The sequence below is a fragment of the Megasphaera indica genome (assembly GCF_046614755.1).
Taxonomy (GTDB): Bacteria; Bacillota; Negativicutes; order Veillonellales; family Megasphaeraceae; genus Megasphaera; species Megasphaera intestinihominis.
Genome location: NZ_JBKKJR010000001.1, coordinates 242,849 through 265,724 on the forward strand (window position 1 = coordinate 242,849; position 22,876 = coordinate 265,724).

At 54.0% G+C, this 22,876-nt stretch carries 20 protein-coding genes and 1 pseudogene; 20 read left to right on the top strand and 1 reads right to left on the bottom strand.

From position 1 onward, the window contains the following. Positions 1-20 precede the first annotated feature (20 nt). From arsD to arsB, 3 genes are all read left to right on the top strand, one after another. Positions 21-509 carry an arsenite efflux transporter metallochaperone ArsD gene (arsD, locus tag ACFCTO_RS01130; RefSeq protein ID WP_499876193.1) on the top strand — a complete coding sequence of 163 codons (489 nt, stop codon included), beginning with the start codon at positions 21-23 and terminating at the stop codon, positions 507-509. Continuing rightward, positions 506-2,239, top strand: a complete 1,734-nt coding sequence (gene arsA / locus ACFCTO_RS01135) for an arsenical pump-driving ATPase (RefSeq protein WP_302485524.1) — start codon at positions 506-508, stop codon at positions 2,237-2,239. The genes arsD and arsA overlap by 4 nt, the downstream gene beginning before the upstream one ends. A gap of 118 nt (positions 2,240-2,357) precedes the next feature. Beyond that, entirely contained in the window at positions 2,358-3,392 is a 1,035-nt protein-coding gene (arsB, locus tag ACFCTO_RS01140; RefSeq protein WP_292301542.1) for an ACR3 family arsenite efflux transporter, read from the top strand. Between the two features lie 344 nt (positions 3,393-3,736). Here arsB and ACFCTO_RS01145 read toward each other — a convergent pair whose 3' ends face one another. Then, positions 3,737-5,248: a dihydrolipoyl dehydrogenase family protein gene (locus tag ACFCTO_RS01145; protein WP_292301540.1), complete on the bottom strand. Its 1,512-nt coding sequence runs from the start codon at positions 5,246-5,248 to the stop codon at positions 3,737-3,739. Positions 5,249-5,586: 338 nt separating this feature from the next. On the opposite strand from ACFCTO_RS01145, the gene rpsO reads away from it, so the two are divergent. From rpsO to ACFCTO_RS01230, 17 genes and pseudogenes are all read left to right on the top strand, one after another. After that, positions 5,587-5,853, top strand: coding sequence for a 30S ribosomal protein S15 (gene rpsO, locus ACFCTO_RS01150; protein ID WP_014016966.1), 267 nt, complete (start codon positions 5,587-5,589; stop codon positions 5,851-5,853). Positions 5,854-5,992: 139 nt separating this feature from the next. After that, positions 5,993-8,143, top strand: coding sequence for a polyribonucleotide nucleotidyltransferase (pnp, locus tag ACFCTO_RS01155; protein WP_499876194.1), 2,151 nt, complete (start codon positions 5,993-5,995; stop codon positions 8,141-8,143). 5 nt (positions 8,144-8,148) lie between these two features. Next, a complete protein-coding gene (locus ACFCTO_RS01160; RefSeq protein ID WP_292106698.1) occupies positions 8,149-8,595 on the top strand; it encodes a dCTP deaminase/dUTPase family protein in 447 nt (148 codons plus the stop codon). 168 nt (positions 8,596-8,763) lie between these two features. Next, the gene (locus ACFCTO_RS01165) at positions 8,764-9,324 is read left to right on the top strand and encodes an NUDIX hydrolase (protein WP_292281514.1); all 561 of its coding nucleotides are present in this window, start codon (positions 8,764-8,766) and stop codon (positions 9,322-9,324) included. Between the two features lie 12 nt (positions 9,325-9,336). Then, a complete protein-coding gene (locus tag ACFCTO_RS01170; RefSeq protein ID WP_499876195.1) occupies positions 9,337-10,509 on the top strand; it encodes a phosphopentomutase in 1,173 nt (390 codons plus the stop codon). A gap of 4 nt (positions 10,510-10,513) precedes the next feature. Continuing rightward, on the top strand, positions 10,514-11,818 hold the full coding sequence (locus ACFCTO_RS01175) for a thymidine phosphorylase (protein WP_499876196.1): 1,305 nt from the start codon (positions 10,514-10,516) through the stop codon (positions 11,816-11,818). Between the two features lie 65 nt (positions 11,819-11,883). Beyond that, entirely contained in the window at positions 11,884-13,266 is a 1,383-nt protein-coding gene (gene rlmD, locus ACFCTO_RS01180; protein WP_499876197.1) for a 23S rRNA (uracil(1939)-C(5))-methyltransferase RlmD, read from the top strand. 394 nt (positions 13,267-13,660) lie between these two features. Then, positions 13,661-13,930, top strand: a complete 270-nt coding sequence (locus ACFCTO_RS01185; protein WP_499876198.1) for a chorismate mutase — start codon at positions 13,661-13,663, stop codon at positions 13,928-13,930. A gap of 2 nt (positions 13,931-13,932) precedes the next feature. Continuing rightward, positions 13,933-16,092 (top strand): SF1B family DNA helicase RecD2, encoded by a 2,160-nt coding sequence (gene recD2 / locus ACFCTO_RS01190; protein ID WP_481325316.1) that lies wholly within the window; start codon positions 13,933-13,935, stop codon positions 16,090-16,092. A 12-nt stretch (positions 16,093-16,104) separates the two neighbouring features. Then, positions 16,105-16,692, top strand: coding sequence for a ComF family protein (locus ACFCTO_RS01195; protein ID WP_481325315.1), 588 nt, complete (start codon positions 16,105-16,107; stop codon positions 16,690-16,692). A 288-nt stretch (positions 16,693-16,980) separates the two neighbouring features. Next, on the top strand, positions 16,981-17,994 hold the full coding sequence (locus ACFCTO_RS01200) for an ABC-three component system protein (RefSeq protein ID WP_499876199.1): 1,014 nt from the start codon (positions 16,981-16,983) through the stop codon (positions 17,992-17,994). Next, positions 17,987-18,490, top strand: coding sequence for an ABC-three component system middle component 2 (locus ACFCTO_RS01205; protein ID WP_499876200.1), 504 nt, complete (start codon positions 17,987-17,989; stop codon positions 18,488-18,490). The genes ACFCTO_RS01200 and ACFCTO_RS01205 overlap by 8 nt, the downstream gene beginning before the upstream one ends. Positions 18,491-18,504: 14 nt before the next feature. Next, positions 18,505-20,301: a hypothetical protein gene (locus ACFCTO_RS01210; RefSeq protein ID WP_481325312.1), complete on the top strand. Its 1,797-nt coding sequence runs from the start codon at positions 18,505-18,507 to the stop codon at positions 20,299-20,301. Positions 20,302-20,657: 356 nt separating this feature from the next. Then, positions 20,658-21,158, top strand: coding sequence for a hypothetical protein (locus ACFCTO_RS01215; protein ID WP_481325311.1), 501 nt, complete (start codon positions 20,658-20,660; stop codon positions 21,156-21,158). Positions 21,159-21,284: 126 nt separating this feature from the next. Beyond that, positions 21,285-21,455 carry a hypothetical protein gene (locus tag ACFCTO_RS01220; protein WP_499876201.1) on the top strand — a complete coding sequence of 57 codons (171 nt, stop codon included), beginning with the start codon at positions 21,285-21,287 and terminating at the stop codon, positions 21,453-21,455. Then, positions 21,442-21,753 carry a hypothetical protein gene (locus ACFCTO_RS01225; protein WP_499876202.1) on the top strand — a complete coding sequence of 104 codons (312 nt, stop codon included), beginning with the start codon at positions 21,442-21,444 and terminating at the stop codon, positions 21,751-21,753. The genes ACFCTO_RS01220 and ACFCTO_RS01225 overlap by 14 nt, the downstream gene beginning before the upstream one ends. Then, positions 21,743-22,870 (top strand): annotated as a pseudogene (locus ACFCTO_RS01230) (DUF2800 domain-containing protein). Before ACFCTO_RS01225 ends, ACFCTO_RS01230 begins: the two are co-directional and overlap by 11 nt. Positions 22,871-22,876 lie beyond the last annotated feature (6 nt).

Here is a 22,876-nt window from a genome sequence, read left to right on the forward strand (position 1 = left end):
TATTTAGGAGGTCTTTCATCATGAAACATATGGAAATCTTTGAACAAGCAATGTGCTGCCCGACCGGTCTCTGCGGTCCGTCTATCGATCCGGAACTCTTGCGCATATCGACGGTCCTGGACACGCTGAAACAGCACGGCATCGACGTCGGCCGCTATAACCTGACCAGTGCGCCCTTGAAATTCGTCCAGACGAAGACCGTGACGGACTTCCTCCAGCACCACGGTCCTGAAGACCTGCCCCTCATCCTCGTCGACGGCGCCGTCCAGTTTGCCGGCCGCTATCCGACGAATGATGAATTTGCCAGCCTCATCGGCTTCGACCCGGCCATCCTCGACGCAGCCCAGGCCGCTGGGAACAGCTGCTGCTGCGGCGACAGCGCCGAAGAAACAGCTTCCTGCTGCTGTGGCGATACACCGGCTGAAAGCGAAGCCTCGTCGTGCTGCTGCGGTGACACGCCGGCGGAACCGGAAAGCCCGTCGTGCTGTTGCGGAGGTGACTGTAAATGATCCTCTACGATCCCTTTCACGTCGTCCAGACGAAATACCTCTTCCTGACCGGCAAGGGCGGCGTCGGCAAGACGTCCGTCGCCTGTGCCACGGCCGTCGCCCTGGCCGATGCCGGTAAGAAGGTCCTGCTCATCAGTACCGACCCGGCGTCGAATCTGCAAGACGTCTTTTCCATGGAACTGACCAATAAGGCCACGCCTATCGCCGCCGTGCCCAACTTGGCCGTAGCCAACCTCGACCCGGTCCAGGCCGCGGCCGAATATCGGGAAAGCGTCATCGGGCCCTATCGCGGTCTCCTGCCGGAAGCGGCCCTGCGCAACATGGAAGAACAGCTGTCCGGCTCGTGTACCGTAGAAATCGCCGCCTTCAACGAGTTCACCAATTTCCTCACCGATGAAGCCGTTGCCTGTGGCTACGACCACATCATCTTCGATACGGCGCCGACAGGCCACACCCTGCGCATGCTGCAGCTGCCGTCGGCGTGGAGCCAGTTCATCCAGAAGAGCAAACACGGCGCGTCCTGTCTGGGCCAGCTGTCGGGCCTGGAATCGCGGAAAGAACTGTATAAACAGGCCGTCCAGACCCTGGCCGACGGGGACAAGACGACGATGCTCCTCGTCGCCCGTCCCGATGCCCTGCCGCTGAAAGAAGCGGCCCGGGCGTCGAAGGAACTGGCCGCCCTGGGCATTGCCAACCAGCAGCTCATCGTCAACGGCCTGTTAGCCTCGTGGGATGACGATGCGACCAAGACGTTATACGAAAAACAGCAGGCCGCCCTGAAGGACATGCCCGAAGCCATCGCCAATCTGCCGCGCTTCCAGATTCCCTTGCGGACGTACAACATCACCGGCCTGGACCACGTCCGGGCCCTGCTCAAAGGGGAAGTGAAGGAGGCGGCGACGGAACTGACGCTGGAACGGGTCCAGCCCCTGCAGGCCGTCATCGACGACCTGGAAGCCCATCAGCGCAAGGTCATCTTCACTATGGGCAAGGGCGGCGTCGGCAAGACGACCGTCGCTGCCGCCATCGCCCTGGGCCTGGCCCGCCGCGGCCATCGCGTCCACTTGACGACGACTGACCCGGCCGCTCACTTGCAGTACGTCGTCAGCCAGACAGACAACCTGACCTTGAGCCATATCGACCAAGGGGAAGAGCTGAAGAAATACCAGGACGAAGTCCTGAGCCAGGCCAAAGCCAACGGCCTGGGCCCGTCGGACCTGGCCTACATCGAAGAAGACCTGCGCTCGCCGTGCACCCAGGAAATCGCCGTCTTCCACGCCTTTGCCGACATCGTCGAAGCCGCCGATGACCAGATCGTCGTCATCGACACGGCGCCGACAGGCCACACGCTGCTGCTCCTGGAATCGACAGAAAGCTACGACCGGGAAATCCGCCGGACCCACGGTTCGACGCCGCTGTCAGTACAACACCTGCTGCCGCGCCTGAAAGGGGACGAAACAGAAGTCGTCATCGTCACCCTGCCCGAAGCGACGCCGGTCTATGAAGCCCTGCGCCTGGAAGCGGACCTGAAGCGGACGAAACTGCGCTCGAAATGGTGGGTCATCAACAAATCCTTCTATCAGGCCCGGACGACGAGCCCCCTGCTAAAAGCCAAGGCCTCTCACGAAATCGCCTGGATCAACAAAGTCGACGACCACACCCAGGGCCACACAGCCCTCATCGCCTGGCGCCCCGACGAAGTCCGCGGGGAAGTCCTGGGAAAATTATAGTCTGTAGTTCAGCGTTTGTAGTTTGTAGTAAAAGGGCTTGTCATCGTGTAGCAAGCCCTTTTTCAGATATTAAACATTCATATATTTCAATTTATCTATTTATAGGAGGCGCGTTATCATGGAACATGAATCACACGCAGGCATCAGTTTTTTTCAGCGATATCTGACCCTTTGGGTCTTGTTATGTATGGTCGTCGGCGTAGCCATCGGTTATGCCCTTCCGGCTGTGCCAGCTTTTTTAGATACCTTACAGGTCATGGGGATTTCTATTCCCATTGCCATTTTGATTTGGATCATGATTTATCCGATGATGATGAAAGTCGATTTTCAGAGCATCAAAGCCGTAGGACGCCAGCCTAAAGGCTTGTTCGTCACGTGGATTGCCAACTGGCTCATCAAGCCTTTTACCATGTATGCCATCGCCTGGTTCTTCCTTTTTGTCCTTTTCAGTTCTTGGATTCCGACCGACCTGGCTCGGCAATACTTGGCTGGTGCCGTACTGCTCGGTGCCGCTCCCTGTACGGCTATGGTTTTCGTCTGGAGTACACTGGTTAAAGGGAATCCGGCTTATACCGTCGTCCAAGTCGCGACGAATGATTTAATCATTCTCATCGCTTTTGTACCTATCGTCAAGTTCCTCTTAGGGGTTTCACAAGTTACTGTTCCTTATAGTGTCCTCTTTGTCAGTATCTTCCTGTTCGTCGTTATTCCCTTGGCAGGCGGTATCCTGACCCGGATGACTGTCGGCAAACGAAAAGGTCTCGATTATTTTGAACAGCACTTTGTACACAAATTCGATTCGGCAACGACGTGGGGCCTGTTGCTGACGCTGGTCATCATTTTCAGCTCCCAAGCCCAGGTCATCTTATCGAATCCGCTCCACATCGTCCTCATCGCTATTCCCCTTACCTTGCAGACTTTCCTCATCTTCCTCATTGCCTATGGAGCCTGCCGGCTGCTGAAACTGCCCTTCGACATTGCCGCCCCGGCCGGCTTCATCGGCGCTTCCAACTTCTTTGAATTGGCCGTTGCCGTAGCCATTGCCCTCTTTGGCGTCACCAGCCCAGCAGCCTTGGCGACGACCGTCGGTGTCCTGACCGAAGTCCCGATTATGCTGACCCTGGTCCGCATTGCCTTAGCAACTAAAAACTAGCTCCGCTAGTCCCTGGAATTGTAGGGGCTTGCTGCAGCAAGCCCGCTCCAGAATATGTGTGCTTTCCCAATCCGTTTTCTGGAGAAATCGTCCCCATATCCAACGGGCGCCCCCTCTACTGCGGTCCGTTTCAGCAACCGTCCTGCCATTCCTTACAGTCATGACCTGACGGGCTGAAAAGGCACGTGGTCGCCCCTACAAATAAAAACCATCCGCTAACCACGAACCACGAGACACGGAATTCCCGCAAGCGGGCCGCCTTTACAGGACGGCCCCTACGAACCACCAACCACGAGCCACTAGCCACTAAAAAGCGGCTGTCTTCAAAGGACAGCCGCTTTTTCCTACTTCCCTTCATAATAATAACGCGTCCACATGACGACTTCCGACAGGGACGGGTGGGGCGTCATGGTTTCGCTGAAGGTGTAGACCGATTTGGGATTGAGGGTCCGCGTCAGCGGTTTGGCCCGCAGGGCCTGGACCGTCGGCGACGCGATGTCTTCGTGGATGGGATGGACGACGTGGGTGCCGCTCATGAGGTTGTTGATGAAGGGCTGGATGAGGATGGACGCTTCAGGGCCGACGATGTGGGCGCCGAGGATGAATTTCGTCTTCTTGTCGATGACCAGCTTGACGAAGCCGTCGTCTTCATCGCCCGGTTCATAACCCATGGCATAACCCTTGGCCGATGCGGAATAATGGTTGATGGCCGTTTCGACGTCATAGCCTTTCTTCACGGCCTGGTCTTCCGTCAGGCCGACGTGGGCCGCTTCGGGATAGGTGTAGGTGACGGCCGGCACGGCGTCGTAATCGGCCCAGCGCCACGTTTCCGGTCCGTTTCCGGAAAAGAGGTTGTGCGCCAGGATTTCCGCTTCGTAATTGGCCTTGTGGCGGAAGGGGGCCAGACCGTTGACGTCACCTAAGGCCCAGATATTCTCAGCCGTCGTTTCCAGGAATTCGTTCGTTTCGATGTAGCCGCGCTTGTCCAGGCGGACGTCGGTATTTTCCAGATGCAGCAGTTCCGTCATGGGCCGGATGCCCGGAGCGACCAGGATTTCTTCGGCTGCTACTTCGCCTTCTTCGCCTGTCGTGCGGTCGCGGAAGGACAGGACCTTCAGGCCATCGCGCTGGCTGACGGAAACCGTGTCTTTATTGAGGCGGATGTCCATGCCGTAACGCTGGAATTGCTTGAGGATGAATGCCGATACGGCCGGATCTTCCTTGGGCAGGAGGCGGACATTGTGCTGGACCATCGTGACCTGGGTGCCGGCGGCGTCGAAGACGTGGGCGAATTCACAGCCGATAGGGCCGCCGCCGATGATGATCAGGCTCTGGTAGGGCTTTTTCGGATACGACGGGCCAAAGAACGATTCCGACGTCAAATAGCCCGCTTCTTCCAGGCCAGGCAGGGTGGGGATATTCGTCCGGCCGCCAGTGGCGACGAAAATCTTATCGCCCGTCAAAGTGACGTTACTGCCGTCATTCAGGGCGATGGCGACAGTGTGGTTGTCGACGAAAGACGCCGTGCCGTTAAAGGTGTCGACATTGGGGAACTGGTCGTAATAACTTTGAATAGCCGGACTTTTATCGACCTTTTCCCACAGCCGCTTGGACAAGATATCCCAATCCAGGCGGACGTTGTCGGCAAAGACACCGATACGGCTCCCTTCGCGGATTTCGCGGATGCGGTTGGCCGCCGTGACCATGACCTTCGTCGGGATACAGCCGCGGTTCAGGCAAGTCCCGCCGAACCGGCCCCGTTCAATGACCGCCACCTGCAAGCCCTGGGCCAGGGCCGCGTCGGTCACAATATTGGCTGCCCCCGTACCGATGACAATGACATCATATTTCTTCATAGACAATACTCCTTTATGTATAACAAAATATTAAATACAACTTTTTTAGTATAGTATAAGCGAAAGCAGCCTTTTTGACAAGGCCATATGAACTGCTAGCCACTAGTCACTAGTCACGAGCTGCCAGCCGTCAGCCGTTAGCCGTTAGCCGTCAGTAGCCAGCCGCTAGCCGCTGACTGCTAGCCCATAGCCACGAACCACGAAAATCCCCTTTACACAACCGCCTGGGTATAGTATAATAGCTATGTCGTACGGGTGCTCGGTGTCTCGATGACTCCGACGATCACTTAGCACTTTGCGAATAGATTTAATTTTTTTACACATGGAGGAAAGATACAATGTTAAGCGTAGAAGAAAAAAAAGCAATCGTAGCTAAATTTGGTGCCAATGAAAACGATACGGGTTCTCCGGAAGTACAGATCGCGCTCCTCACGAGCCGCATCATCTATTTGACGGAACATCTCCGCAGCCATAAAAAGGACCATGCATCCCGCCGCGGCCTGTTGAAACTCGTCGGCCAGCGCCGTAACTTGCTCGGTTACTTGCAGAAACACGATCTCGACCGTTATCGTGCAATTCTCGAAAAATTGAACTTGCGTAAATAATCTCGCATACTGTGAGGCTGATGCTGATGTGACTGCATCAGCCTCTTTTTTCAGGACACAGGGTGGTAGGTTGTAGCCTGGGTATATCGCCAATGTTCCCGGACTAGTGCCTATCACCTGTGAATTCAAGGAGGTAACAATGGAAGAACAGAAATTCCAAATGGATTTCGCCGGCCGCCCGCTGGTGATTGAAGTCGGCAAACTGGCTAAACAGGCCAGCGGTGCCGCATTGGTCCGTTATGGCGATACGGCCGTTTTCGTCACGGCTACGGGCTCGAAGGAAGCGCGTGAAGACGCTGACTTTTTCCCGCTCACTGTCGATTACGAAGAAAAGATGTACTCCGTCGGCAAGATTCCCGGCGGCTTCATCAAACGCGAAGGCAAACCGCCTGAATCGGCAACCCTTTTTGCCCGCCTCATCGACCGTCCGATCCGCCCGCTCTTCCCGAAGACATACCGTCATGACGTCCACGTCGTGGCTTATGATTTCTGCGTAGACCATGACAACGCTCCGGAAATCGCCGCTATGATCGGCGCATCCGTATCGCTGTGCATGTCCCATATCCCCTTTGCCGGCCCGATTGCCGGTGTCCGCGTCGGCCGCGTCGATGGCCAGTTCATCATCAACCCGACCGTCGCCCAGAGCGAACAGAGCGACATGGATATCGTCGTCGCCGGTACGAAAGACGCCATCCTCATGGTTGAAGGCGGCGCTCACGAAGTCCCGGAAGAACAGGTCCTGGACGCCATCATGTTCGCCCATGAAGAAATCAAGAAAGTCGTCGAATTCCAGCTCGGCTTCCTCGACAAGATTTCCGTACCGAAACAGGAATTCGTCGAAAAAGAACCGCCGGCAGATATCGTCGAAGCCGTCCACGCTTATGGCGAAGAAGCCATGAAGACGGCTATCTTCACGGCTGACAAAGTCGAACGCGAAGAAAAGATGGACGCTGTCGAAGCCGACATTTATGAACACTTTGCCGACATCTATCCGGACAACGCCGATGATGTCGCTGAAGTCACGCAGAAGATGATCAAGGAAATCGTCCGCCACATGATCGCCGTCGACAAGATCCGTCCCGACGGCCGCCGTGTCGACGAAGTCCGTCCGGTCAGCTGCGAAGTCGGCCTCTTTGCCCGCACTCACGGCACAGGCCTGTTCACCCGCGGCCAGACGCAGATCATGAGCTTCTGCACCCTGGCTCCACTGTCGGAATGCCAGCACATCGACGGCGTCGGCCTGGAAACGGACCGCCGCTACATGCACCACTACAATTTCCCGTCCTTCTGCGTCGGCGAAACGAAATCGTCCCGCGGTCCCGGCCGTCGTGAAATCGGCCACGGCAAACTGGCAGAACGCGCATTGACCCAGGTCATGCCCAGTGAAGAAGAATTCCCGTACGCCATCCGCGTCGTATCGGAAGTCCTCGAATCGAACGGCTCCAGCTCCATGGGCAGCGTCTGCGGCAGCACCCTGGCCCTGATGGATGCCGGCGTACCCATCAAAGCACCCGTTGCCGGTGTCGCCATGGGCCTGGTCACCAAAGGCGATGACTTCACCATCCTGACCGATATCCAGGGCATGGAAGACGCCTTGGGCGACATGGACTTCAAAGTCGCCGGTACCATGAAAGGTGTCACGGCAATCCAGATGGATATCAAGATCAAAGGCCTCAGCCGTGAAATCCTGGCCCAGGCTCTGAAACAGGCCCACGAAGGCCGTATGCACATCATGGGCAAGATGATGCAGGTCATCAGTGAACCGCGAAAGGAGCTCTCTCCCTACGCTCCGCGCATCATCTCCATGCACATCAAGCCGGATAAGATCCGCGACGTCATCGGGCCGGGCGGCAAGATGATCAAGCAGATCACCGAAGAAACAGGCGCCAAGATCGACATCGACGATTCGGGCCTGGTATACATCGCTGCCGTTGACGGCGAAAGCGGTCAGAAAGCCAAAGAATGGATCGAAAAACTGACTGAAGACGTCGAAGTCGGCAAGACCTACGTCGGCAAAGTCACGCGCATCATGAACTTCGGCGCTTTCGTCGAAGTCCTGCCGGGCAAAGAAGGCCTGGTCCATATTTCCCAGCTGGCTAAAGAACGGGTTGAAAAAGTCGAAGACGTCGTCCACGTCGGCGATGAAATCATGGTCAAATGCGTCGAAATCGACAGCCAGGGCCGTGTCAACCTGTCCCGCAAAGCTCTCCTGGGCGGCGGCGACGAAGGCCCGTCCCATCGCAGCCGGGGTCCCCGCGGCGGTCACAGCCACGACCGTCAGAAACGGTAGGGCTTATGGCAGGCAGAGGATTTGAAATCGTCACGGCCTATGAAGGCTGTGGCATCCATCTTCCCGTCCGCAAGACGGCCAAGAGTGCCGGCTATGACTTGGAAGCCGCAGAAACGACGGTCCTGGCACCGCATGCCGTCACCGTCGTCCCGACAGGGCTGAAGGCTTTCATGGAAGACGATGAATACCTTTCCATCTTCATCCGCTCCAGCCTGGCCTTCAAGAAGGGCCTCATGCTGGCCAACAGCACGGGCATCGTCGACAGCGATTACTACAACAATGCCGACAATGAAGGTCATATCATGATTGCCTATTACAATACCAATGATCAGGCCTATACCCTGGAAAAGGGCGAACGCATCGGTCAGGGCATCTTCATGAAGTACCTGACCGTCAACGACGACGCTGCCAGCGGTATCCGCACTGGCGGCATCGGCAGCACGGGAAAGTAAAAAAGTGAAAATGAGATAATATACCTATCTGGAGGGTTTTGCCTCCCCTGATAGGGGAGGTGGCCCAACGGGCCGGAAGGGTTGTACTGAAAAAACAACCTCTCAGCCAGCCTGCGGCTGCCAGCTCCCCTATTAGGGGAGCCTTTTTTTGAAAGGATGATGAATCAAGTGAGTATCAGCAAAGAAACACTCGTTTCTCGTAAAGAAATCATGAAGGGCCGGGTCCTGCACGTCACGGTCGATACGGTTTCCATCGACGACGGCCAGGGCGGCGAAAAGAAGACGGCCACGCGCGAAGCGGTCTGGCATTTCGGCGCCTGCGCCATCCTGCCGCTGACCAATGACGGCAAGATCATCCTCGTCCGCCAGTATCGTTATGCCGCCGCCCAGGCCATGCTGGAAGTGCCGGCCGGCAAAATCGAACACGACGGCGAATCGCCCGATTACTGCGCCGCCCGGGAACTGGAAGAAGAAGCAGGCGTCACGGCTTCGGAAATCCTGCCCCTAGGTTATACCTATACGTCGCCGGGATTCTGCAGTGAACGGATTTACCTCTATCTGGCCCGGGGCCTCCAGAAAGGGAAGCAGCACCTCGACGACGACGAATTCATGAACGTCGAATACTACACGCCCAAGGAAATGGAAGACCTCATCGATAAGAACGAAATCACCGATGCCAAGACTATCGCAGCTTTTGAAAAAGCCCGCAAATATCTGCCGGGATTATAAGGAGGGAGCCCTATGAAATTCAATCGCATCATCGTCATCGTCACGGACAGCGTCGGCGCCGGCGATGCACCGGATGCCGAAAAATTCGGCGACAAAGGAGCCGACACATATGGCCACATCGACGCCAATGTACCCTTGAAGGTGCCCAATCTGCGCCGCCTGGGTCTGGGCCGCGTCGCCCATATCCATGAGGAACCGGCCGATGTCGTCGGCTCGTATGGCCTCATGCAGGAAATCTCGGCCGGCAAGGATACGACCAGCGGCCATTGGGAATTCATGGGCAATCCCGTGGAAAATCCCTTCCCGACCTTCCCCAATGCCTTCCCGCCGGACCTCTTGAAAGCCTTTACGGAAAAGACGGGCTACGGCTACATCGGCAATGAAATCGCGTCGGGCACGGAAATCATCGAACGCCTGGGGCCGGAACATTTCCGCACGGGCCTGCCCATCGTCTACACGTCGGCGGACAGCGTCTTCCAGATTGCCGCCCACAACGACGTCATCCCTCTGGAAGAATTGTACCGCATCTGCGACATTACGCGCCGCGAAGTCTGCGTCGGCCCTTATGAAGTAGGGCGCATCATCGCCCGGCCCTTCGTCGGGACCCAGGGCCATTTCGTCCGCACTGGTGACCGCCGCGATTACAGCCGTCTGCCCAAGCGGAAAATGGTCTTCTCCCATTTGTCCGAAGCGGGTTATGCCGTCGTCGGCGTCGGTAAGATCGGCGACATCTACGCCCACATCGGCCTGACCGAATCGTACCACACGGCCAACAACCACGAAGACATGGAAGCCCTGCGGACCCAGCTGGCAGCCCATCGCCAGGATAAGGGCCTGCTCATGGCCAACTTCGTCGACTTCGACAGCATGTACGGCCACCGCCGCAACGTCCAGGGCTATGCCGACTGCCTGGAAGCCTTCGACCAGGAACTGGGCCAGCTCCTGACGGAAATCCACGACGACGAACTGCTGGTCATCACGTCGGACCACGGCAACGACCCGACCTGGCACGGCACGGACCATACGCGCGAACGGGTACCGCTCCTGCTCTACAGCCCGGCCCTGAAGGAATCGGTCGACCTGGGCATCCGCCGGACCTATGCCGACCTGGGCATGAGCATTATGGACAATTTCGGCCTGACAGGCCTTGAATTCGGTACCAGCTTTTTATCGGAACTGAGGTGATCCTATGTGGCCCATCGACTGCATCGAACACAAACGGGACGGCAAGGTCCTGACGAAAGAAGAAATCTCGCGCTTCATCACTGACTATACGGCAGGGCGCGTCGCCGACTACCAGGCAGCGGCCTGGCTCATGGCCGTCTATTTCCAGGGCATGACCTATGAAGAAACGAAGGAACTGACCCTGGCGATGGCTCATTCCGGCGATATGGTCGACTTGTCGTCCATTCCGGGCATCAAAGTCGACAAACACAGCACCGGCGGCATTGCCGATACGACGACGCTCATCGTCGCGCCCTTAGTGGCGGCAGCCGGCGTCCCCGTCGCCAAGATGAGCGGCCGCGGCCTGGGATTCACAGGCGGCACGGCAGATAAACTGGAATCCATCCCCGGCTTCCACGTCGTCCTGCCGGAAGACCAGTTCCTGGAACAAGTGCGCCGCATCGGCCTGTCCCTCATCACCCAGTCCGGCGAAATCGCACCGGCTGATAAGCTGCTCTACGCCCTGCGCGACGCGACGGCGACGGTAGAGAGCATCCCTCTCATCGCCAGCTCGATTATGAGCAAGAAAATCGCCTCTGGTGCCGATGCCATCGTCCTCGACGTCAAATACGGCGACGGCGCCTTCATGAAGACCCAAGAACGGGCGCGGGAACTGGCCCGGACCATGGTCGGCATCGGCAACCTCACCGGCCGGCCGACACGGGCCGTCGTCACGTCCATGGAAGCGCCTCTGGGCACGGCTATCGGCAACTGCCTGGAAGTCGATGAAGCCGTCGAAGCCCTGTCGGGCAAAGGCGGCCGGCGGCTCATGGAAGTCGTCGAAGCCATCGGCGCCCAGATGCTCATCGTCGGCGGCAAGGCCCAGGACGAAAGGCAGGGGAGAGCCATGATCAGCGACCTCGTCGCTTCCGGCAAGGGCCTGGCTAAGTTCCGGGAATTCGTCAAGGCCCAGGGCGGCAGTACGTCGTGGATCGGCAAGCGGCCCCTCACCAAGGCGCCCCAGGTCTTTACGGCCGTCTGCACCGATGAAGGCTACATCACCCGCATCGACGGTCGGGCCCTCGGCGAAATCGCCATGGCCATGGGCGCCGGCCGGGCCCGCAAGGAAGATGCCATCGACCCCATGGTCGGCATCCGCCTGTTCAAAGAGCTCTATGACCCGGTCCATCCCGGCGAAGCCCTGTTCACCTTGTACGGTAAGGAAGGTGCCGATATGATGGACCTGGCCCGGCAGGTCGCCGACCACATCATCGTCACGCCCGACCAGGCAGACATCATCGAACCCGTCGTCAGTGAAGTGATAGTATAAAGTTTGTAGTTTGTAGTTTACAGTGTAGGGGCGCCCACGCGGGGCGCCCGCCTGAAAGGATGTCCATGAAAGAATTACGCCATATCCCCGTGCAGAAGGGGAAAATCTATGAATTGTCCGTCGTCCGCCTCGGTACGAGCGGCGAAGGCATCGCCCGTCATGAGGGCTTCACGGTCTTCGTGCCTTTTGCCCTGCCCGGGGAAAAAGTGCGGGCCAAGATTACGCTCGTCAAGAAGAACTACGCCGCCGCCGAGCTCGTCGAAATCCTCGAAGCCTCGCCGGACCGCGTTGCGCCGAAGTGTCCCGTCTACGACCGCTGCGGCGGCTGCCAGCTCCAGCACCTCAGCTATGAAGGGGAATTGAAGGAAAAGCGCCAGCAGGTCCGGGATGCGCTGGAACGCATCGGCCATCTGCAGGGCCTCGACGTCCTGCCGACCCTGGGCGCCCATACGCCCTGGCATTACCGCAATAAGATGCAGTTCCCCGTCGCCGCTGCCGGCAAGGGCAAAGTCGCTATCGGCTGTTTCGCTGCCGCCACGCACGAAGTCATCGACGTGACGGACTGCGCCATCCAGAAAGAAGGGAACAACGCTATCGTCGCCGTCGTCCGCCAGTGGATGAAGGACTTCAAGATCCCCGCCTATGACGAAGACGCCCGGACGGGCATCGTCCGCCACGTCATGGGCCGCGTCGGCGTCCATACGGGCGAAATCATGGTCTGCCTGGTCACGGCCTGCGATATGGTGCCGCACATGAAAGACCTGGTCCAGCGCCTGCGCCGCGACATCCCGGGTCTGACCAGCGTCGTCCAGAACGTCAACAAGCGCCACACCAACGTCATCTTGGGACCCAAGACCAAGACCGTCTACGGGAAAGGGACCATCCACGACTCCATCGGCCCCCTGACCTTCCACATTTCCGCCCAGTCCTTCTTCCAGGTCAACAGCGAACAGGCCCAGCGCCTCTATGAAACGGCCCTCGACTTTGCCGACCTCAAAGGCGGTGAAACCGTGGCCGACGTCTACTGCGGCACCGGGACCATCACCCTGTTCCTGGCCCAGAAAGCCAAGCAGGTCTACGGCATCGAAATCGTCGCCCCGGCCATCCGCGACGCCGTCCGCAACGCCAAAGACAACCGCGTCGGCAACGCCCAGTTCATCTTAGGCGATGCCATCTATAAATTGCCGGAACTCATCAAAAACGGCGTCCGTCCCGACGTCATCGTCCTCGACCCGCCCCGGGCCGGCTGCGGCGAACCGGTCCTCAAAGCCATCGCCCAGAGCAAACCCCAACGCGTCGTCTACGTCTCCTGCAACCCGGCCACCCTGGCCCGCGACCTAGCCTACCTGGACCAGCATGGCTACCACACCACCAAAGTACAGCCCGTAGACATGTTCCCGCGGACCCACCACGTCGAGTCCGTGGCCTTGGTGACCAGAGCTCACTAATTGAATCGGGATTACCTAAACAGGACCTGCGCACATAACTGTGCACAGGTCCTGTTTCTGTATGCAAAAAATTATAGCTGAGACGAAAGATAAACAGAAACAAAACAATCAACTAACCCCGATTGGGGTTGCGTAGGGGCTGTCCCAAGCCTTTTTGGCCCGTTGCGAGATTTCATCAAAGCCCATTCTGGCATCGTCATAAACTTTGGCTATTCACAGGATTCTCGGCGGGACGCCTTGTTCAGGACGTCCCCTACGAAATCGCATACAGGCGATGAGAGGGTTACTAATTTTCAAATCCGATTTTGCATAGAGTACACAAGATGAATAAAATGGCCTGAATCCGCTTTTTTTGCTATAATAAAGGTATTATGCAGAAGGGAAGGGCTAGTGTATGGAATTAGAAGAATGTCGCCGGGAAATCGACGTATTGGACCGGGATTTGACGAAAATACTGGAACGGCGCATGCAGGTCGTCGCTGAAGTCGCCGCCTATAAGAAGGAGCATCATATGGAAATCTATGACCCCCGCCGGGAACGGCAGGTCCTGGATAAGATCGCCAATCTGACCGTCCAGAAGGAATTGTCGCCGTATCTGCGGCGTATTTATCAGTGCATCATGGATGAGAGCAAGAAATATGAACGGGAGTATATGGGGCTGTGAAGATGGAACAAATCGTAGTACGAGGCATTGCGGAACGCCTCTTATTTGAAGCGCCCGATTCGGATTACCGCGTCTTCCGCCTGCACGATGAAGACGATGATGCGACGTATACCGTTACCGGCCACGGGACGAAACCCCTCGTCGGCGACCGCCTGGAAGTGAAGGGCCACTGGGTCCAGCATAAGCGCTATGGCCGCCAGTTCGCCGCTGACGGCTGGAGCCGCATCATCCCCGAATCGGTCGACGGCATCGAACGCTTCCTTGGCAGCGGCGCCGTCAAGGGCATGGGACCGGCCCTGGCCCACCGCGTCGTCGCAGCCTTTGGCAAGGATACCATGGCCGTACTGGAAAAAGACCCGCAGCGGCTCCTGGAAGTCGAAGGCATCGGCCCGAAGAAGCTGGCTGTCATTACGGAATCCTTCTATGAAGAAAAACAGGTCAACGACATCGCCTATGACTTGGAACAGCACGGCGTCGCCGGCCGTTATGCCAGCCGGCTCTTGCAGAAATACGGTGACGACGTCCACTACGTTCTGACGGAAGAACCGTACCGCATGATCGCTGAAATCGACGGCATCGGCTTCAAGACGGCCGACCAGATCGCCCTGGCCTACGGCATGGACCGGCAGGACCCGCAGCGCCTCAGCGCCGGCCTGACCTATGTCCTGCGGACGATGACCCAGAATGGCCACGTCTGTATCCCCGATACGGAACTGGTCCGGCGGGCGGCTTTCATCCTCCAGGCCGATGCCCTGGGGCTGCACGACATCCTCCGGGAAGCCATCGAAGTGGGCCAGCTCTGTACGGCCGATTTTGAAGGGACTTTGTACGTCTACACGCCGGAAGCCTATGAAGAAGAGGAATATATTGCCGGGCGCATCGGCGAAATGGGGAATATGAAGCCCCTGCCCATGAAGACCCACGTCCAGCTCTTCCTCGACCGCTGGCAGGATGCGCGCCATTTCGAGCTGGCCGACAAGCAGCGCGAAGCCGTAGAGAAATCCCTGCAGTCCGGCATGACCGTCATCACCGGCGGCCCTGGGACGGGCAAGACGACCGTCGTCCAGACCATCATCCGCCTGGCCGAACAGGAAGGCCTGCGCATCCTGCTCTGTGCACCGACGGGACGGGCGGCCAAGCGCCTGGCCGAAACGACGCAGCGCAAGGCCAAGACCATCCACCGCCTGCTCGTTCCCGACGGCCACGTCGGGGCCATGCAGGTCTTTGAATACAACGAGACGAAGATGCTGCCGGCCGACCTGGTCATCGTCGATGAAGTATCCATGCTCGACATGGAAATGATGTACCATCTCCTCAGCGCTCTGAAGCCGCAGTGCCGCTGCATCCTCGTCGGCGACGCCGACCAGCTGCCGTCGGTCGGGGCCGGCGCCGTCCTGCACGACATCATCGCGTCCGGTCAGGTCCCGGTCGTCCGCCTGGATACGATTTTTCGTCAGAAAGAAGGGGGCCGCATCGTCACCAATGCCCATCTCATCAACAGCGGCCGCCTGCCCGTCGTCAATGAAGACACGGAATTCCGCTTCGTCGAAATCGACAACGAAGCCGACGGCGCCGAAAGGATAAGTGCCCTCTATAACAGCGAATTATTGGAAACGGGCGATAAATTCGCCGTCCAGGTCTTGTCGCCGATGTATAAGAACCCCTGTGGCGTAGATAACCTCAATCAGCTCATCCAGGAACGGTTCAACCCGCCGGCCGAAGGGAAGGCCGAACTGAAAGGGAAGAACGTCGTCTTCCGCGTCGGCGATAAGGTCATGCAGAAGCACAACGACTATGAAAAAGGCGTCTTCAACGGCGATATGGGTGAAATCTTTGCCATCCAGAAGGACATGGTCTATGTCCGCTATCCCGAACAGGATGTCAAATACGAAGGCCAGGAAGTCGATGAAATCACCCTGGCCTATGCCATTACCGTCCACAAGAGCCAGGGCAGTGAATACCACACGGTCATCATGGTCCTGGTCAACAGCCACGCCATCATGCTCCAGCGCAACCTCTTCTATACGGCCGTCACCCGGGCCAAACGCAAAGTCATCCTCGTCGGCACCAAGCGGGCCGTCCAGACAGCCGTCCAGAACCAGCGCACGAGCCGCCGCTTCACACTGCTCATCCCACGCCTGCAAGGAGAACTCATCGTCTAGGGAGGGAAGACCATGTCCCTGATCACGCAGCTTTTCAACCTCTTATATCCGCCGCGCTGTCCGTCCTGCGGCGCCATGGTAGCCCATGATGGCGACTGGTGCCCGGCCTGCCTGGCCGCCATCTGGCATCCCCGGCGCATCAACAAGCCGACGGCTGTGAGGCACCTCAGCGCCTGTTACTGCCTGACCGATTACCGCGGCGCCATGCGCCATGTCCTGCACGACATCAAATATAACGGCAAGCCAGGGAAGTGCCAGGCCTGCCGGACCCTGCTCGACCGCTTCCCCTGGCCGGAACGGTTCGCCCGCATCGACGTCGTCGTCCCCGTGCCGCTGGCACCGGAAAAATTACAGCGCCGCGGCTTCAACCAGGCCGAAGCCCTCTTTCGCGACTGGGCCTTGGCCCGCTGGACCTGGTGCGATGCCTTGCAGCGCCTGCGGCCGACGAAAGTCCAATGGCAGCTCCGGCGGGACGAGCGGACCGAGAACGTCCACAATGCCTTTGCCGTCAAAGAAACCATCGACGTCGGTAAAAAACACATCCTCCTCGTCGAGCAAAGATGCTTGGGATTGATACAATATTGGGAACGGTGTGCATAGCGGAAATGTCCATATATAGCGAGGTCTTGGCAAACGTCGGCAGATGGCCGGCATTTTTTATGCTTTGAAATGCGGGTGGAATCAGAAGGAATCGTATAAGTTCTTAACAGCACTATGAATATGCTATTAACGATAGTAATGGCATCGTTAATGACATAGAAAAATAGTTATCGCGTTATCTGACTAGTTTTCTATTGTTCGGTAGTATTACTATGGATAGGATAAAAAATGTAGTACAATATTATTATCAATGAAAAGTGCGTTATCGTCTGGACGAGGTGATAATTCATGCGGGTTTACAATTATGCATCTTTTGCTGAGGTGTTTTCGAAAGGCATTATCAAACCTAATATGACTAAAGTTGCCAAAATCTTATTTGAGCCAATCATTAGTCTTGGAGACTGTGTCAATAGACGTGGGGAGCCATATACCATCGATAATAAGTCGGCAAGCCTTTGGTATAAACAAGAAGCAGACATTCCAGGCAATTTGAAAAAAGCAGCGAATGATGGTCGTGTATATAAGGGAATAGGGGAATATTTTACTGATGAAGTTTTGGACAAAGTCCTTAGTGGGGTTAAGGCCGATGATATGATGAATGACTTGCTAAATCTCATCAAGGAATCAGATTTGTCTGAAATGGAAAAAGGTGATTTAAATAAACTGTATGAGAATGGTGATTTGGGAGGATTTTTAGGTAGAGCGCTCTTGTATGCCATATTGCAAAACAATATGAAAAAGGATGCATCTTATGAGGACTATTCGAAAACAGCCCAGGCAACAGCCGCAGATATTAACCATGAAATAGAAGCTTTCAGGCAGTTTGTTGGGCAATTCAAAAAGCCTGCTCCACTGTCTCCACCTTTAACTATTGCAACAGAAGAAATGAAATATGTAACAGAGCTATTCCGCGTTTATCAGGAAAAAACAGGAGTGGAATGTAATTGTGTAAAGGATCTCGATTCATGTCCTAATATGAAAAAGAATTTTAATAGACAGAGAAAAGATTACTATTTAGCAGAAACTATTAGGAGGGGACTTCGAGATACCGTAGCACCACAGGAGGAGGAAAATTTTGAGGCAGTAAAAGAAGAAATGTATGAAGGTGTCGTAACGACGGAAGAAAAAGATTATGCTTGTGGCTATGACAGAATGAACGCTGTAATGGAGCATGCGACATTGGTTGAGCTTTCTTCTAATTTACAAACAGTGACTCTGAATTGGATTGGACCAGGGGAAAAGAAGGGAATTTGTCATATGTTGGTCAATGATGAGAAACTCAGTTGGATAGAGGGTGATTAAGCTGCAAAAGGATATTTTCAATACATTCAGTATCTGTAACCAGGGTGAAACAGTAAGGAAAAACAAAGAAGTATTCAATACAGTTTTCGAAATGGAATTAAGAATTATGCTACTGATGAGTTCTGTACCAGAACTGTTTTTTTCGAGTACTCGTATATTGGCATTTGACTTCATCAATTGTTATGCAAGGGTTTTTGGTATAGCTCTTGAGAATCTGCATGGCAATAATGATTTTATGTATGCTGAAATGGCGGGAAGACGTTCGTTGATTACCGAAGCAATCAAGAAGTTAGTACGGCATGGAATATTGAAAGTCAAAAATAATCATGGATATCAGTATAAAATCACAGAATATGGATTGGAGATATCAAATGGCTTTCATAGTACATATGCACAGGAATACCGCAGGGTATCAAGGATTTCCGCGAAAAAATATAGTTGCAAAAATGATGAGGAATTGCTTCAAGAAATTCAGTATCGTCCTATTGCAAACTAAAGGGGTAAATGTTTATGTTTTACATAAAGTGGCTTAAGATTACTGCAAATCAAAAAGAATCAAGAATAGACTTTGCTCCGGGTCTGAATATAATTTATGGTCCATCCAATACCGGAAAAAGTATGGTGTTGGATTGTATAGACTATATGATGGGAGCCGGGACTCATCGATTCGATATCAATTTGAAAGTGGAGAAAATTCAAATAGGGATAGATGTCAATGGGGAAAGCCTTTCTATCAGCCGGGATATTAACACTAAATCTTTCGAAGTAATTAGTCATGTATACGGTATAGAAACAGCTACTTACAAGATAAAGGGAGGAAAAAAGAATCCACCTATTAATGATGTCTGGATGAAGCTTTTGGACATTCCTCTTGATACTAAGATTCTTAAAACGCAGGAAGGAAAACCGCAGGCTTTGACGGTTAGAACGTTTTATCATACGTTCATCATAGATGAGGACCGAATTCATGATAAAGCCAGTGTCCTTAAAGGAAAGCATGGATTGGGAGGAAAGGTAGGAACCCCGGCTTTAACCGCATTATTGTACCTGGGGACGGGTAATAACTATCTTCCAAAGTCGGCTTTTATTGATCCAAAAATAAAGAAAGCAAAAGATGAGGGAGTGCTGAAAATTGTCAACAGAGGCATGGGCTTCTTAGAAAGGCAAAAGTCATCTTTTGATGATACATTACCTTTGCTTCAACCCGTTGAATTGCAGAATAAAATCAATCAAACAATCGATGAAATCGGAGCTGCTAAAGGAATCCTTAAAGAAGCTTTGACCTCATGTCATGAAATTGGAGAGAAAATCAATAAAGTGATGCGGCAGATTTCAGAAGACGAGGTCTTGATGAATCGGAATCAACTCCTTTTATCACAATATAAGGCAGACATTAAACGCCTGACTTTTATTGCGGAAGGGAATATGGTTTCTAAAAAAATCAAAAAAGTAGAAAGATGTCCTTTCTGCAATGGAGAACTTCCTCATGAACATGAAGAGGACTGTATAGGTTCTGCTATTGCGGAAGAGCAAAAAATTGAGATTCAGGTCAAGGATTTGCAATCAGTCCAGGAATCTATACAGGAAGAATATGTTGCTTTAGAAAAGAAAAAAGATATGCTCATTAATCAGAGAAATGAGCAGGAAGAGAAAATACGAGGAGAACTTGAGCCTAAAATCCGGCAGTTGAAAAAGCAACTTGATGATTTTAAAACCTCATTGAGATTTGCTGAAATGAATACCATGGTTGACCAATTTTCAACATTTCTTAAGCAAGAACGTGATGCTGTTGAGAATGAAGAAACTACTGACATTCATTTGAATGTAAAAGAGAAATTCAAGGAGGTCTTTAAAGAACTCCTTGACACGGAAGTAGACGAACTTTTAAGATACTGCGATTATCAGAACTATTTGGATTCATATTTTGATATCGATAGCTATGATATTGTCGTTAATGGTCATGAAAAAAAGAGCCAAGGTAAAGGATTCCGTGCTTTTTTGAACACGATACTAGCTGTTGCAATGGAAAATTGTCTAGAAAAGATGGGGTATTATCATCCTGCGCTTTTTGTTGTAGATTCTCCGATCCTTTCATTAAAAGAAAAAGATTCAAAGAGAGATTCGTATGTTACGGAACCCATGAAAGAGCATTTGTTTAGATATTTTTTGATAAGGAAGAATTCTCCACAAACGATTGTTATTGAAAATGAAATTCCATCTATCGATTATGAAGGTGCAAACATTATTCACTTTACAAAAAATAAGGGGATAGGAAGATATGGCTTGATTGACGGATATCAAGAATAAACTATTTGCAATAGGTTTCTCACTAAGGTGAGGAGCCTATTTTTTTTGCCTTTTTTCAGCAAACCATTTTATTCCATTTTACGCCACTTCATGTCAATTACACGATTTTGATTTTGGAATAGACTATAGGCAGGCAAGGGAGAGAACCCCTGGCCACAAATAAATCGTAGTCCGAATAGCGCTATAAGGGCGGCGGTTGCATAAAGCAGACAGTACAGCCGATGGTTGTACTTTTCTGATCATGCATCCACCGTGTTTTTCTATGCCTATTTGGGCTGTCAGAAAACTGGCGCTGATGCTGTATCAGCGCCAGCTTTTTGTCTCCGCCGTTCTTCTCGGACGGAATGGAGACAAAAATGGACAAAAAACAGACAAGCAATGAGAAACGTTTTTACATTCCTCTGGAACTCACTCCAGAAACCGTCATCACCGAGGAGTACAAGGATTGTGAAGTCCGCTGGTCAAAAATCGGTTGCCGGAAGGTACGTACTATCCTGATTCCAGCAAACAAAGAGCAGTACTATGAATTCATGCGTCCGCTCTGGCGGGAAGATAAACGCCAGCAGCGGCATGGTGCCGATGAGATATCGGCAGACAAGGCGCAGGATGACTACGAGCTGGAGGTGCCTGACGACTTCAACTTAGAGGAAGAAGTCGTGAAGGAAGAGTTGCTGGCAGTGCTGCGCCATGAACTGGCAGCTCTGCAGGATATCGACCGGACCATCCTTCTGATGATTGCCGACGGTGCTAGCGAAGCGGCAACCGGGAAGGCAGTCGGCTTAAGCCAGAAAGCGGTGAACAAGCGCAAACACAAGCTGTATGCACTCTTGAAGGAACATCTCAAAGACTTCCGTTAAATGGGGAAAATCCGGCTGCAAAAAAAGTAGCCGGATTTTTTTTGGAATCGGTACTTAACGATGATGCGGTTGTCCTATTACTGGTGAAGGGCGAACGAAGAAGCTCTTCAGGAAGGAGGCAGACAGATGATTCACACACAGACACCTGAAAATCTGGCTCAGCAGCAAAAGCTGGACCGGGAACTGGCGGCGGTGCTGATGGCCATCAGCGTCACGACCCGCAGTATTGCCAGGAACATCCATCTCTTATCAATGCAAAGACATGTGAAAGGAGTCAATCTGTATGACAAACGATGAACTGCAGAAACTGACAGCAGCCCTGACCGATTGTGGCAAGGCGCTGCTGAAGATTTCCGAGGCCATGGCGGTGAAAGAAGATAATCCGCCAGATTCAGAAGTAAAATCAAAACAAACGGAAAAGCCGCTGACACTGGAAGATGTCCGCAAAGTCGCTGCTGACAAGGCTCGCAAGGGATTCACCTCAGAAGTCCGCAGTCTCATCCAGAAGTACGGGGCGGACAAGCTGTCCGGCATTGATGCGGTGCAGTACGAAGCATTCCTGAAGGAACTGGAGGTGATTGGCCATGCCGGATAAACACGCGGTGCTGTCCGCATCTTCCTGTTATCGTTGGCTGGCCTGCCCGCCGTCTGCGAAGGAATGTGCTAAGCTGCCGGATACCTCCAGCGAATTCGCCCGTCAGGGAACAGATGCCCATACGCTCTGCGAATTCAAAGTGAAGACGGCCATGGGGCAGAAGCTGGAAGATCCGACGAAATCCCTGACGTACTTTGATGAGGAGATGGCGGAGTGTACCGATGAATACGCACAGTTCGTCATGGAATGCCTGGCATCGGCCAAAGCATCCTGCAAGGACCCGCTGATTATGGTTGAACAACGGCTGGACTTTTCCAAGTGGGTACCTGGCGGTTTTGGTACCGGTGACTGCCTCATCGTGGCCGACGATACCCTGACGGTCATCGATTACAAGCATGGCCTGGGAGTCCTGGTGGATGCCGAGAAGAATCCGCAGATGATGTGCTATGCCCTCGGCGCACTGAATCTGTTCGATGGAATCTATGATATCCGCCAGGTGTCCATGACCATCTTCCAGCCCCGCCGGGACAACGTCAGCACCTGTACCATGAGCAAGGAAGTACTACTCCAGTAGGCCGAAACGGTGCTGAAGCCCGCCGCGGAGCTGGCGGCCAAAGGCGAAGGGGAGTACAAGGCTGACGACCATTGCCGTTTCTGCAAGATTAAGGCGACATGCCGCAAGAGGGCTGAATATAACCTGGAACTGGCCCGGTATGATTTCGCCGTCCCATCCACGCTGCAGGATGAAGAAATCGAAGCCGTCCTTTCTAAGGCTGATGAACTGGTGAACTGGGCCGGAGATGTCAAAGAATACGCTTTGCAGCAGGCCCTGTCCGGCAAGCAGTGGGACGGATGGAAACTGGTCGAAGGACGGTCGAACCGCCGCTACGTAAGTGAAGAAGCAGTCGCCGCCAAAGTGGAAGACGCGGGCTTCGACCCATATGAAAAGAAGCTGCTCGGCATCACGGCGATGACGAAACAGCTCGGCAAGAAGAGGTTCGAAGAATTGTTGTCAGATTTAGTTGAAAAGCCGCAGGGCAAGCCAGTTTTGGTGCCGGAATCGGATAAACGCCCGGCCATGCACACCGCGGCAGACGATTTCAATATTGAAAATTAGGAGGAA

What these genes read in the sequence shown, in the direction of transcription:
- rlmD (WP_499876197.1), top strand. Translation starts at nt 11,884, where the DNA reads ATGAAAGAATTACGCCATATCCCCGTGCAGAAGGGGAAAATCTATGAA.
- pnp (WP_499876194.1), top strand. Translation starts at nt 5,993, where the DNA reads ATGGAAGAACAGAAATTCCAAATGGATTTCGCCGGCCGCCCGCTGGTG.
- ACFCTO_RS01170 (WP_499876195.1), top strand. Translation starts at nt 9,337, where the DNA reads ATGAAATTCAATCGCATCATCGTCATCGTCACGGACAGCGTCGGCGCC.
- ACFCTO_RS01195 (WP_481325315.1), top strand. Translation starts at nt 16,105, where the DNA reads ATGTCCCTGATCACGCAGCTTTTCAACCTCTTATATCCGCCGCGCTGT.
- ACFCTO_RS01145 (WP_292301540.1), bottom strand. Translation starts at nt 5,248, where the DNA reads ATGAAGAAATATGATGTCATTGTCATCGGTACGGGGGCAGCCAATATT.
- arsA (WP_302485524.1), top strand. Translation starts at nt 506, where the DNA reads ATGATCCTCTACGATCCCTTTCACGTCGTCCAGACGAAATACCTCTTC.
- ACFCTO_RS01220 (WP_499876201.1), top strand. Translation starts at nt 21,285, where the DNA reads ATGATTCACACACAGACACCTGAAAATCTGGCTCAGCAGCAAAAGCTG.
- recD2 (WP_481325316.1), top strand. Translation starts at nt 13,933, where the DNA reads ATGGAACAAATCGTAGTACGAGGCATTGCGGAACGCCTCTTATTTGAA.
- rpsO (WP_014016966.1), top strand. Translation starts at nt 5,587, where the DNA reads ATGTTAAGCGTAGAAGAAAAAAAAGCAATCGTAGCTAAATTTGGTGCC.
- arsB (WP_292301542.1), top strand. Translation starts at nt 2,358, where the DNA reads ATGGAACATGAATCACACGCAGGCATCAGTTTTTTTCAGCGATATCTG.
- ACFCTO_RS01200 (WP_499876199.1), top strand. Translation starts at nt 16,981, where the DNA reads ATGCGGGTTTACAATTATGCATCTTTTGCTGAGGTGTTTTCGAAAGGC.
- ACFCTO_RS01225 (WP_499876202.1), top strand. Translation starts at nt 21,442, where the DNA reads ATGACAAACGATGAACTGCAGAAACTGACAGCAGCCCTGACCGATTGT.
- ACFCTO_RS01210 (WP_481325312.1), top strand. Translation starts at nt 18,505, where the DNA reads ATGTTTTACATAAAGTGGCTTAAGATTACTGCAAATCAAAAAGAATCA.
- ACFCTO_RS01175 (WP_499876196.1), top strand. Translation starts at nt 10,514, where the DNA reads ATGTGGCCCATCGACTGCATCGAACACAAACGGGACGGCAAGGTCCTG.
- ACFCTO_RS01215 (WP_481325311.1), top strand. Translation starts at nt 20,658, where the DNA reads ATGGACAAAAAACAGACAAGCAATGAGAAACGTTTTTACATTCCTCTG.
- ACFCTO_RS01160 (WP_292106698.1), top strand. Translation starts at nt 8,149, where the DNA reads ATGGCAGGCAGAGGATTTGAAATCGTCACGGCCTATGAAGGCTGTGGC.
- arsD (WP_499876193.1), top strand. Translation starts at nt 21, where the DNA reads ATGAAACATATGGAAATCTTTGAACAAGCAATGTGCTGCCCGACCGGT.
- ACFCTO_RS01185 (WP_499876198.1), top strand. Translation starts at nt 13,661, where the DNA reads ATGGAATTAGAAGAATGTCGCCGGGAAATCGACGTATTGGACCGGGAT.